Source organism: Streptomyces sp. NPDC051452 (assembly GCF_044454765.1).
GTDB lineage: Bacteria > Actinomycetota > Actinomycetes > Streptomycetales > Streptomycetaceae > Streptomyces.
This window is the reverse complement of record NZ_JBITEB010000025.1, coordinates 70,402-81,891: the sequence shown is the minus strand read 5'-3', so window position 1 is coordinate 81,891 and position 11,490 is coordinate 70,402. Positions and strand designations below refer to the sequence as shown.

10 protein-coding genes and 4 pseudogenes are annotated in these 11,490 nt (G+C 67.5%); 8 read left to right on the top strand and 6 right to left on the bottom strand.

The genetic code is table 11. The features are described from left to right. Positions 1 to 219, bottom strand: a pseudogene (locus ACIBA9_RS36510) (MFS transporter); the annotation flags it as partial. Positions 220 to 344: 125 nt separating this feature from the next. On the opposite strand from ACIBA9_RS36510, the gene ACIBA9_RS36505 reads away from it, so the two are divergent. Both ACIBA9_RS36505 and ACIBA9_RS36500 read left to right on the top strand, forming a co-directional pair. Then, positions 345 to 1,769: an NAD-dependent succinate-semialdehyde dehydrogenase gene (locus tag ACIBA9_RS36505; RefSeq protein WP_399369862.1), complete on the top strand. Its 1,425-nt coding sequence runs from the start codon at positions 345 to 347 to the stop codon at positions 1,767 to 1,769. Positions 1,770 to 2,436: 667 nt separating this feature from the next. Further along, complete coding sequence (locus ACIBA9_RS36500; RefSeq protein WP_399369860.1) at positions 2,437 to 3,399, top strand: NADP-dependent oxidoreductase; 963 nt, start codon at positions 2,437 to 2,439, stop codon at positions 3,397 to 3,399. On the opposite strand, the gene ACIBA9_RS36495 is transcribed toward ACIBA9_RS36500, so the two are convergent. After that, positions 3,396 to 3,791, bottom strand: coding sequence for a hypothetical protein (locus tag ACIBA9_RS36495; RefSeq protein ID WP_399369858.1), 396 nt, complete (start codon positions 3,789 to 3,791; stop codon positions 3,396 to 3,398). The genes ACIBA9_RS36500 and ACIBA9_RS36495 overlap by 4 nt on opposite strands. A 575-nt stretch (positions 3,792 to 4,366) precedes the next feature. Between ACIBA9_RS36495 and ACIBA9_RS36490 the strand changes: the two genes are divergently transcribed. After that, positions 4,367 to 4,522, top strand: coding sequence for a DUF6131 family protein (locus tag ACIBA9_RS36490; protein ID WP_387956046.1), 156 nt, complete (start codon positions 4,367 to 4,369; stop codon positions 4,520 to 4,522). Between the two features lie 741 nt (positions 4,523 to 5,263). Here ACIBA9_RS36490 and ACIBA9_RS36485 read toward each other — a convergent pair. Together ACIBA9_RS36485 and ACIBA9_RS36480 are read right to left on the bottom strand one after the other, a co-directional pair. Continuing rightward, entirely contained in the window at positions 5,264 to 5,449 is a 186-nt protein-coding gene (locus ACIBA9_RS36485) for a hypothetical protein (protein WP_399369868.1), read from the bottom strand. A gap of 20 nt (positions 5,450 to 5,469) precedes the next feature. Beyond that, positions 5,470 to 5,568 (bottom strand): annotated as a pseudogene (locus ACIBA9_RS36480) (IS5/IS1182 family transposase); the annotation flags it as partial. A gap of 183 nt (positions 5,569 to 5,751) precedes the next feature. Between ACIBA9_RS36480 and ACIBA9_RS36475 the strand changes: the two are divergent. Next, a complete protein-coding gene (locus ACIBA9_RS36475) occupies positions 5,752 to 6,450 on the top strand; it encodes an SDR family oxidoreductase (RefSeq protein ID WP_399369856.1) in 699 nt (232 codons plus the stop codon). Positions 6,451 to 6,569: 119 nt separating this feature from the next. On the opposite strand, the pseudogene ACIBA9_RS36470 reads toward ACIBA9_RS36475, so the two are convergent. Then, positions 6,570 to 7,388, bottom strand: a pseudogene (locus tag ACIBA9_RS36470) (IS5 family transposase). A 228-nt stretch (positions 7,389 to 7,616) separates the two neighbouring features. On the opposite strand from ACIBA9_RS36470, the gene ACIBA9_RS36465 reads away from it, so the two are divergent. After that, complete coding sequence (locus tag ACIBA9_RS36465; RefSeq protein ID WP_399369854.1) at positions 7,617 to 7,841, top strand: hypothetical protein; 225 nt, start codon at positions 7,617 to 7,619, stop codon at positions 7,839 to 7,841. Here ACIBA9_RS36465 and ACIBA9_RS36460 read toward each other — a convergent pair. Beyond that, a pseudogene (locus ACIBA9_RS36460) lies at positions 7,841 to 8,497 on the bottom strand (transposase family protein); the annotation flags it as partial. The gene ACIBA9_RS36465 and the pseudogene ACIBA9_RS36460 overlap by 1 nt on opposite strands. Positions 8,498 to 8,543: 46 nt before the next feature. Here ACIBA9_RS36460 and ACIBA9_RS36455 point away from each other — a divergent pair. From ACIBA9_RS36455 to ACIBA9_RS36445, 3 genes are all read left to right on the top strand, one after another. Beyond that, complete coding sequence (locus ACIBA9_RS36455; RefSeq protein WP_399369852.1) at positions 8,544 to 8,978, top strand: DUF6188 family protein; 435 nt, start codon at positions 8,544 to 8,546, stop codon at positions 8,976 to 8,978. A gap of 536 nt (positions 8,979 to 9,514) precedes the next feature. Next, positions 9,515 to 10,225: a hypothetical protein gene (locus ACIBA9_RS36450; RefSeq protein WP_399369850.1), complete on the top strand. Its 711-nt coding sequence runs from the start codon at positions 9,515 to 9,517 to the stop codon at positions 10,223 to 10,225. Then, positions 10,164 to 10,820, top strand: coding sequence for a hypothetical protein (locus tag ACIBA9_RS36445; RefSeq protein WP_399369848.1), 657 nt, complete (start codon positions 10,164 to 10,166; stop codon positions 10,818 to 10,820). Before ACIBA9_RS36450 ends, ACIBA9_RS36445 begins: the two co-directional genes overlap by 62 nt. The last annotated feature ends 670 nt before the right edge of the window (positions 10,821 to 11,490 follow it).

The following is an 11,490-nucleotide window of genomic DNA, read 5'->3' as shown; positions in this document are numbered from 1 at the left end:
GGCGGCCGCCGCGGAACCGAACATGAGGAAGGCCGCCAGGCCGACCACGAGGTGCGAGTCGGTGTGCAGGCTGCCGTGGAGCACGCTCGCCCCGGGGGAGGAGATCAGGCCGAGGATCGCGAAGGCGCCAAGGGCGCCGGCCGCGCCGAACGTCCGCCGGCCGCCGGGGCGCAGGACGAACCTGCTGGGCGGTTCGGCTGCTGGCAGCTCCAGGTCCACGGTCCCCGGGGTGCACAAGCACATAGGGCCCAGGTGCCAGAGTTTGCCGTGGCATGGGACGAATCAGCAAGTGTGAACGTGCTTGGACGTGGAAACCCGAAGTGCCCCAATTCCAGGGAGGCGCCATGGACGCCCATGTCACTGGCCAGGGAAGCCCCATCGCCACGGTCAATCCGTACACCGGTGAAAGGGTTCGGGAGTTCCCGGCGCTGTGCGCGGAGGACGTAGAGCGCGCGATCGACGCGGCCCACCGTAGCTTTCCGGACTGGCGCGCTCGGTCGACGGCGGACCGTGGGGCCCTCGTGCAACGCGCCGGCCGGCTCATGAGGGAGCGCAAGGAGGAACTGGCGCAACTCCTGACCCTTGAGGTCGGCAAGCTGATCAACTCGAGCCGTGCAGAGGTCGACCTCGCGTCCGACATCCTCACCTACTACGGCGAGCACGGTCCCGAGCTGCTGGAAGAGCGACCCCTACCGGTGCCCGGGGGCACGGCCGTGCTGGTGAACGAGCCGCTCGGCGTCCTTCTCGGTGTGATGCCCTGGAACTTCCCGCTGTACCAGGTGGTCCGATTCGCGGGTCCGAACCTCGTCCTCGGCAACACGGTCCTGCTCAAGCACGCGAGCAGTTGCCCTCAGTCCGCACTGGCACTCGAGCAGCTGTTCACGGATGCGGGTGCGCCGATCGGGGTCTATACCAATCTCTTCGTACGGGGCGGGGACGTCGGGAAGATCATCGATGACTCTCGTGTGCAGGGAGCGTCACTGACCGGAAGCGAGCGGGCGGGCGTCAGCGTGGGCGAGATCGCCGGCCGCAATGTCAAAAAGTCCGTCCTCGAGCTGGGTGGCAGTGATCCCTTCGTCGTGCTGGACGGTCACAACCTCGAGCGCACCGTCTACGCCGCGTTCCTCGGCCGGATGGGCAACACGGGGCAGTGCTGTGTGGCGGCCAAGCGCTTCATCGCCCTTGCCGACGTCTACGATGCCTTCCTCGCCGGGCTGCGTGACCGGATGGGCGAGGTCCAACCGGGAGATCCGGCCGACCCCGCCACCACGCTCGGCCCGCTGTCCTCCGAAGCCGCGGCCGAACTCCTGATGGAGCAGGTCCGTGACGCGGTGGACAAGGGAGCCACGGTTGTGCTGGGCGGCGGTCGGCCCGACCTGCCGGGCGCCTTCGTCGAGCCGACCATCCTCACCGACGTCACACCGGACATGCGGGCCTACCGGGAAGAGCTCTTCGGCCCCGTCGCCACCGTCTACCGGGTCGCCGACGAGGGCGAGGCCGTGGCGCTGGCCAACACCTCCCCCTACGGCCTGGGAGGCGCGGTCTTCGCCGCCGACCCGGAACGTGCTCGAGGGGTCGCGGACCGGCTGGAGGCGGGCATGGTGTGGATCAACCACCCGACGGCGTCCCGACCGGAGCTGCCCTTCGGCGGCATCAGTCGTTCCGGCTACGGGCGCGAACTCGGTGACGTGGGCATCGTGGAATTCGCGAACCGCAAGCTCGTGCGCTATGTGGACGCCGACGCCCCGATCGAAGAGGTGCTGGGTTGACCTACGAGCCGGTCGACCGCGCTCTCGACGGCGAACCGGTGGCGTGGGAGCGGAACAGGCCGGCGGTCGAGCGGCTATGGCAGCGGTTCGCCGGGCGCGGGCGACTGCCGCCCAGGCACCGCGGGAATCGCCGACGCACTTCGTGGCCTTCGACCTGATCCACCGAGGCAACGACCTGTGCCTCATCCTGGCGGTGCTGAACGAGACGGAAACTGAGACGGCCCTGACTGTGACCGGGAGGGTTCGTGAGCCGCGTGACCTTCTATTGTGTGGGTCTCCAGAGATCAGTCCATGGGGCTGCCCTCGGCGCAGCACCCCTCAGGGCAAGGGTTCGGCAGCGGGCGCCCAGCCCCTGCTGTTTGCGATTTCCGTGACCGATACACGGCACTGTCAGGTGTACGTCTCCACGGACGTGCGGGCCTGGCGACCATCACCGTCAACACGTGGCACCCCTGTCGTGCCGGGCGCTGATGGAAGTGACCCCGGGCGGGATCGTGGCGCCCAGGCTCCGTGGGGAGACATGCGATGCCCCAGGATCAGGCTCGGTCCCCCCCCGTGACACCTTCAGGGGTACGAGGTGTTGACTGGTGAAAGGCATGCCACGCATGCGGCTGATATCGGTCATCTGGTTTGCGTGGCGTTCGCATACCCCCGGAGGGTCGAACCCATGAAAGCGATCAGCTACAGCCGGTACGGCGGCCCCGAGGTGCTGGAGTACGGCGAGGTCCGCGATCCCAAGGTCGGACCCGACACGGTTTTGGTGAAGGTGCGGGCCGCGGCGGTGAACCCCGTCGACTGGAAGTGCCGCGAGGGCCATCTGGACGGCATCCTCGACGCCGTCTTCCCGGTGATCACGGGCTGGGATGTCTCCGGGGTGGTGGTGCAGCCGGGCGCCTCGGTCACCGAGTTCGCCGTCGGCGACGAGGTCATCGGCTACGTGCGCGAGGACTTCCTCTCCCGGGGCACCTTCGCCGAGTACGTGGCCGCCCCCGTGCGCACACTGGCCCGCAAGCCGCGCAACCTCCCCTTCGAGGAGGCGGCCGGGCTGCCGCTCGCCGGGCTCACCGCCTTCCAGACGCTGACCAAGGTGATGAAGGTCAAGGAGGGCGAGACCGTGCTTGTGCACGCTGCCGCGGGCGGGGTCGGCTCGATCGCCGTCCAGCTCGCCGCCCACCTGGGCGCCCGGGTCATCGGTACGGCGAGCGAGTACAACCACGACTACGTGCGCTCGCTCGGCGCCGAACCGGTGACGTACGGCGAGGGGCTGGCCGAACGGGTGCGGGCGCTCGCGCCCGCGGGCGTGGACGCGGCGTTGGACACGATCGGCGGCCAGACGACGAAGACCTCGGCGGACCTGCTGACGCCGGAGGGGCGCCTGGTCTCCATCGCCGACCCGGAGGTGGTCAGCTACGGCGGCCTGTACTACTTCGTCCGCCCCGACACCGACGACCTGACACGGCTGTCCGAGCTGACCGAGGAGGGCGTGGTGTCCGTGCACGTGTCGCAGGCGTTCCCACTGGAGCGGGCGGCGGAAGCGCAGCGGCTGAACCAGGAGGGGCCGACCCGGGGCAAGATCGTGGTGAAGGTGGACCGGCCCGAACCCGCCCCCGACTACGAGGGCGCCCTCTAGCCCGGCTGGCCCCGCCAGACGACCAGAGCCGCCGCGCACACCGCCAGGGCGACCGTGTACAGAGCCACCGCCGTGGCGAGCGACGGCGTGGGGGCCGGGGGTACGCCATCCTGCGCCAGGACGCGGATGCGGTACTGGGCCAGGAGCAGAAAGCCCAGCCAGAGCACGCAGCACAGGGCGCAGACAGCGAGGCCGGCGGGTCTGGCGCTGTCGTGCAGGGCCGTCTTCACGGCGGGGGCAGCGGCGACCGTGCTCGACAGTGTCGTACGCCGCCTCCACCACTCCTCAGCCCGCGACAGCGCCGCCAGCACCGCGCGCAGACCGACCAGGTCCCTCCGTTCGAGCCAGGCCTGCGCCGTCTCCTGCGTAACGGCGGTGTTATGGGCGTCCAATACTTGCCCCCTGGTACTGGCTCACATAGCCATACCGCCTGTAGCGAGATCGTGCAGGAAGAGACCAAAGCACAGCTCAAGCGCCCGGAGAAGGCAATGCCACACCCACCGCAGGTGAACGGCTCCTGACCAGGTGGCTCGGTCAGTGGCCGTTCTTGTGGCGTTGCCCGCCAGCGACCACTGCTCCCCGCTGTTGCCCGACGGAACGGGCTCAAGAGCGGCACGTTGTCTGGCGGCATCGAGGATTAAAGGCGGTTGATCACCCGTAAGGCTCGCGATCTTCACACGCCTGCCTCCCCGATGGATCACGGTCGTCTGTACTCGGGTGGATCCTGAGCGGCGGTTTACAGGCCGAAGGCAGGGAGTTGTGCTTGCCCCATCCCGCCAGCCGACTCGAGGTAGGGCTGAAATTGCTGGGTACTCGTTAGTGGGCGAAGTCGGGCAAATAGGATGAAGTCGGGCCTAAGCGGCTTTGCGTTCCGGACAAGTCAGCGATTCAGAACAAGAGCCGGCGACGCCTTGCGGGGCGCTGCCACCAGCGGTCGGCTCGCCGACCGGAGAGGAAGGAGGGCCCAGTGATAGCCCTCGGCGTCATACTGCTCATCGTCGGATTCGTCCTGCACATCGGCATTCTGTGGACGATCGGTATCATCCTGCTCGTCATCGGAGCCATCCTGTTCCTCCTCGGCTCCGTCGGACACGCCGTCGGCGGACGACGCCACTACTGGTAACCGCAACCGGGGCGACGTTGTACGCCGCGGCCTCGGCAAGAAGTCGGTCTCCGGCGTTGGTCGGCCACGTCTCGTCGTCGCCCCGCGGTGCCTGCGACCTTTTCCGCGCGCAGTGAGCCCGACACCCGAAGTTGCACATACATCTGGCGGACCACACGAGCCGCGATCAGGCTCCCGTCGTCGCCGGGTCTGTCGACGCCGGTTTGCTCGACTCACCCCCTGGTGCCGGCAGCGATCTGTACTCCCGTCGGCCCGCTCGCGTCCTGCACAACGGGCCCGGACTTGTCCAGGGCCACCCTCCGGTCCGGTGCATGGCCGCGCAGGCCCCCGGCCGCCTCGGCATCGTGCGGTCAGAGCTCGCGCATCCGCTGTCCGCCGCGCCGTACGCCGCCCCCTGAGCATCTGCCGAGCCTGTTCCCCAGGCCTCCAAGAACCGTGTTGTAAGACCGACCGGCAAATGGTGGGTGGGGCAGCCCGGGCGGGCTCGAACTCAAGGCAGGCACGAGCCTGAGTGATCGTGGAGTTCCTGCCGCTCGGTGATCACCCGGAGGGCGCGTGCCTGCGGTCCCAGCATGCCTTGCGGAACCCCTGTGGGACCGCTTCGCCGCTCTGCCAGCGGTCGCGGCTTGTCGAGCGTCGGATGTGCATGCCAGGCCTGACGAGAGTGGCGGGCGAGGCAGAGGTGGAAGGGGACCGCCGCCCCACCACCCGACGCCTCAAGTGATCCATCTGCCGGTCGACTCAGCCCCAGTCCTGCAGCTGTTGGAGCAGGTCGGCGTCGCCCTCGATCCGCAGCGAGCCGGCCGGGATGCGCATGTACATGAGCAGGGCCATCTCGGTTGCCGTGCCGTAGATGGCGGCGGTGGGCTTGCTCTCGGCGGCCTCCGCCACGGTGAGGCGGGTGAAGCGTGAACCGGCGGCGTCCACTGTCTGGCGATGTTCGTGACCCCGCCGCCCTGCGGACGGACCCGCGCCGCCGGCAGCAACGGTCTTGCCAACTCCCACAAGCCGTCCGGAACGATCCATCCCCACCGTCCGCTCCCCATGCCCAGCCCAACCGCCAACTGGCCATGTAGGACACGGCCTTAGCTGATCGGCATGACACTGCCTACCCCCTGATCACAGTCAGGAGCGGAGCCGTCGGAGAAAGCCGGGAGAGAGCGTCGAAGATCGCTGGGTATAGTGCAGGCGCTTCGCCCCGATGACCCCGTCGCCGAGGAGGCCGTCCCATGGAACCCGTTACGCTGATCACCGGCGGCTCGACCGGAATCGGCGCCGCCACCGCCCGCGCCCTGCTCAAGCAGGGCCACCGCGTGGCCGTCACCGGACGCGACGCGGGCAAGCTGGCCGCTTTCGCCACCACCGCGGGGGCGGGCGAGCGGCTGCTGATGATCACCGGCGACGCCAGCGAAGCGGATGACGTCGCCGCCGCCGTCCGCCACGTGCTGGACACCTGGGGCCGGCTGGACAACGTCATAGCCAACGCTGGTTTCTCCCTGCCCGGCAACTTGGAGACCCACGCCCCTGAGGACATGCGCGCCATGGTCCTCACCAACGTCCTGGGCCCCGCCCTGCTGATTCAGGAGACCCTGCCCCACCTGAGGACCTCCAAGGGCCGAATCGTGATCATCGGCTCGGTCGCCGGCGTCCGCCACACCCCCGGCAATCTCTACTCCGTCACCAAGTGGGCCGCCCACGCCCTCGCCGAGAACACCCGCCTCCTGGTCGGCCAGGACGGAGTCGGCGTCACCGTAGTCGCTCCCGGCATCGTGGACACCCCCTTCTGGCACGCCCGCGGCGGCACCCCCGAGGCAGCTGCCACGATGACCGCCGAGCAGATCGCGGACACCGTTATGTTCGCCATCAACCAGCCCGCGGGCGTGGACATCAACCACATCACGGTGCGGCCGACGGGGCAGGTTGGCTGAGGTAGAGCTCCCACGGGCCGTACGGGGAGGCGCCTTTGGCTCCGCCAAGCATGGTGTGGCGCGGGCCAGGGCCCCTTCGGATCTGGGCCGTCACCACGCGGCGTTCCTAAGACGCTGTCCTACATGGTCAGTTTGAGGAACCGTTTGTAGCAGCAGAGTGCGGCTGCCAGTCCGAGAAAGGCCAGGTAGTTGCCTGGTTTCCGCTCGTAACGGTGGTTGAGACGGTGGTAGCCGGTCAGCCAGGACATGGTGCGTGCGATGACCCACCTGCGACGGCCGAGCCGCTCGCTGGAGTCGATGCCCTTGCGGGCGATACGGACGCCGATGCGTTTGCCCCACAGCCATCGCCGGAGGTGAGGGATGTCGTAAGCCTTGTCTGCATGAAGGCGCACGGGTTTGGAGTCAGCCGCGTGGGGTTCGTGTCCCATGTGGAAATGGGACAGCATCGGCTTCAGAGCGAGACTGTCGTGGGTGTTGGCCGCGGAGAGCCCGACCCGTAGGGGCAGTCCGTTCGCGTCGGACAGGACATGCATCTTGGAACCGGGCTTACCCCGGTCCACGGGGCTCGGACCTGCAAATTCGCCCCCCCTTTTTTAGCCCTCATGTGGGCAAAATCGAGGACCGCACGGGGCAGGTCGACCAGGTCCTGCTCCTCCATGAGTTGGAGAACCTTTTGATGCAGACGGCCCCAGACCCCGGCACGAGACCAGATGGCGAAGCGGCGGTGCACGGTCGACTTCGACGCTCCGAAGCACGGTGGCAACGCCCGCCAGGCGCAGCCGCTGACCAGGACGTAGATGATCGCGGCAAACACCGCCTCATCATCGATGTTCGTGACCCCCGCCGCCCTGCGGACGGACCCGCGCCGCCGGCAACAACGGTCTTGCCAACTCCCACAAGCTGTCCGGAACGATCCCTCCCCACCGTCCACTTCCCATGCCCGGCCCAACCGCCAACTGACCATGTAGGACACGGTCTAAGAGGTGTCCCGTAACAATCGGCATCACCCCATGAAGGGCTGTCATCTCCTGCGGGCGGGAGGTCGACGAACGGCTGGGGAAGGCTGGGGCTAGATTCTTCGCATGCCTTCGCATCTCAGTCATGGTGCTTCCGGAGCCCTCCGACGCTTCGCTGGATGGGTCGCCCGGGGGTCGGTAGGTCACCCGATGCTGGAAGGGGTCGACTACTGGGAGGAGTTGCGCGAGTCGCCCTCTCAGATGGAGATCTGTGTCGCGATCTTCGCCAACGTCCTCGAACTGGACGAGCGGGGGGAACCGGTGAACGAGAAGCACGCGGAGCGCAGGGCTGCAGCTTGGCACTACCGATACTGCACCGGGGAGCTGCCCCTGGGGGAGCCGGACATCGAGCCGTGGGAATGTCGACTGTATTGACCGGTAAGGGCGAGGTTGTGCAGGCGGACGATGCCGCGCATCGCGTGGTGCACGCCGTCGCCTCGTAGGGAGCAGTCGCAGGATCTTTCAGGTCCTCATCCGAGCGAAGGCGTGCTCAACACGGGCGCGAACGTGCTTGTGGGACTTGTGGGACTTGTTGTGGGCCTGTTTCTAGTCGGGCAGATCCTCTCCCTTGCGGCGACGGTGGGGCATCACGAGGCCGGTACCCGGGTAGCCGCCATCGGCGATGGTCGTCGTGTTGCCGACGGCGGCCTTCCCACCGGACTCCGCCCGGGCCCGGCAGTCGTTGCTATTGCCCGGCAGCGGCCGGCCGACCACCACGACCAGGCGGGTGTCAGCGTCGATGACCACCTGATGGTTGGCGGAATAGCGGCCGTCGATCGCCCGGTCCGCGGCTGACTTGGACACCCCGTACAGCGGGACCAGTTGCCGCAACGTCAAGTTCGTCCGCCAGTACATGGCGACCAGCAGCACTCGGTCCCCCAGCGACAGCTTCCACGGCCGGCCCAGGCCGGGGAGTCGGCACCCTTACGACGCAGCGCGGTTACCAACTTGCCGAGGGCGCGCGGGATCAGCCCGGTAAACGTGGCGAGCCATGACAGCTCGGACGCCACACCTGACACGGCCAAAATCATCTCAGATCAAGATCACCCACGGGATAGCAGCCCTTAATCTTGCGGAATGAACAACGGGATCAACCGTGTGGTTGGCGGCTGGGACATCCACTCGATGCGGGGGAGCGGCATTGGCGAGATGATCATCGGCGGCGTTCTGCGACTTCACACCGGTTCGAACCGGATCGAGGTCCACAGTCCCGCCGAGCTGACAACGAACCGCGAAGTCGTGCCCGTCCACACATCTGCACGGCTCAACCTGGACCGACTGCCGCAACTGCTCGATCAGGTGGTCGCCGAGGTCCATGCAGCCGATTCAGGCAGCCTGCGAGTGCGCTTCGCTGGCGGTTGGCGTCTGGACGTGCCGGTTTCTTCCAGCGCCTTCGGCTGGATTGTCGCTCTGCAGGGCAGCCACTTCATCAGTTCACTGCCTGGTGGCGGCGTGGGCATACCCGGCCGACAGGGGCCTGAGGGCCAACCCGCGGCGGCAGCGACTTCTTGAGCCTCCTTCACCGGATGAGCGAGCACTCGACCGAGACGAAGGCGTCATACACTCCAAACGGCGTTACCACCGAGCGGCACTTGGTGGAGGAATGCGAAAGTCTCCACGACGTGGCGGAGCTTGCGCCCTCGTATTCGGGGGTGCGGAGATCCGGGAGGCGGGTCGCAGCCAGAGCGCTTCCGTGGCGGCCCGATGGATATGAGCCGAAGCTCGGTGGGTGTCACCTCTGGTGTCGGCTGACCTGCGGCTTCAATCGGGCGAAGCGCGATGATGGTCTTCAGGGCAGCGCGCAGCCTGTCACCAGCAGCGCGCACAGCAGGATCGGTGTCACCATCTCCGGCGCGCTCCACCGGTCGCCTGAGCTACCCAGCAGTCCTGGGAGGACGAGTAAGTCCGAAGTCTCCCGCGGCATCAAGGCGCTCCGAGTCCCGGCCCAGACCCGCCCGCGCCGTGCAGGCGCGAACGGCCGCTCGGACTCAGGGAACACCGGGACCCACCGCATTACTTGCCGCACGGCCTGGCTATCGTTCATTGCCATGCACATACCAAACACACAGCGGACGCTCAGGGTTCACCTGGCGGTCGGGCTCACCCTGGGATTGCTCCTGCTCATGCTGGCGAGAGCACAACCGGCCGCGGCGGCCAGCACCCTGGACCCGATATCCGACCCCGGCAAGATGACCCTCACAGCCGGGGACTTCGCGTCTCGCTGGCGTGCCATCGACGCCGTCGAGGCGAGCGGCAAGGTGACTGCGTACAACTCGCTGGCGCCCCTGCTCAGCGGGAGCGGGCACAGTGGCCGCCCGTATCTGTGCCACGGCAACCAGAACCTCAACACGTCCTACCGCGTCGACGGCTTCTGCTGGGACCAAGCGGACGACACCACCGGCGACTGGGTGCCCCAGGGCATCACCGGATCGCATGACGCCCAGCCCGACGGCAAGTGGCTCGACAAGTACGTCTACATCGCGTCCTGGCACAGCAGGAACACCGGCAGCAACGAGTTCGCCCGGATCTCCGTCGTAGACAACGACGGCGCAGGCCACACGACCTACAACCACATCATGCTGGTCGATCCCTATATGGAGACCCAGACCACAGGGAAATTTCCAGGCCGTGGGCGCCGCCGGCAGCCCGTTCGCCGGTCACGCCGACGGCATCGCCTGGTACGGCAACAGGCTGTTCGTGGCGAGCGGACACCAGATCCAGGTCTACGACCTGCGCCACCTGTGGCGCATGTCGGATAACACGCGCGAGTCCGTCGGGATCAGCGACGGCAAGTCCTCCGCGCGCTGGCACAACTGGGCCCTGCCCATGATCGGTTTCTACGACAACGGAACCAAGGGCGATCCATGCACGGACCTCAACCCGTGCATGACCTCCCTCAGCCTCGACCGCACCGGTACCGACGGGCTCATCACGTCCGAGTTCCGCCGTTCCACGGGCGGCGCCCCGATCGTGCGCTGGCCACTGAACGCCACAGACGCGCTGCTCGACACGGACGGCACGACCAATTACGAAGGCACCGTCCACGCCACAGCCGGCTACCGGACCCCGGTCTGGGGGGTGCAGGGAGCGGCGACCGACGGCACATACTTCTACTTCAGCGGCACCTGCCCCGAATACGCGGACCGGGACCCCAACGACCCGGCGACCGCCGACCTTCCGTACTGCATCCACTGGGCAAAGCCCGGCAGCGCGCCGCACGTGCTCACGTACGGCCCTCCGCTCATCCAGAACCTCTCCTGGGCCCCCTCCTCCGGCCGCCTGTGGGGCATCAATGAACGCATAGCCCCGGCCCCGGGAGTCCGTTCGGTGTTCTCCCTCGACCCGCCCAACTGAAAGCTGCGGAAGTTGGTCACAAAGGCGCCCAGCCGGTGTTCGACTCCATTGACGATTTCGACGTGCTTGCGCGGTACCCGGAGGTGTCCTTCGCGTTCGTGCGTCGTACCCGTGGCGACGCGTACGACCACCGCGCTGTCCGCCGCAGTACGAGCGGAAACGCGCCGGCCGAGTATTTGAATGCGTTCAGGGCTAGTTGCAGAAGCCGGGAGCACGATCTCCTCAAGCGGTAACTGCCGCGGTTCGGCGGGATGACGGGTGCCCCCGCCATCCCGCCGTATCCGCACGATCACAGCTGGTGAAGCGCACAATGCGATGATCAGGCAAGACGGTAGGCCAGCACCCAAAGCAGCGGTCGCCCAAAGCGAGCGCCTGTGGCGCGATGCTCGCTCAACAGACGACAGACCGGGTAAGGACCACTTGCCCCAGGCCAGGGGAACGCCCCGGACGCCGACGGACAGGTCGTAGTCGATCTCGGCGGCGTCCTGGTGATCGCACACTCCGACGAGGAAGACGCGGCCGCGGCCTGAGAGAAGACCAACGGCCATGTGCGTCAGAACGTGGTCGACAACCTCGGCGATCGTGACGACGTCCTGGCCACGGACGACACGGGCTTCTCGAAGAAGGGGACGCGGTCAGCGCGACCAGGGCGAATGGCGTGCTCCGCGAC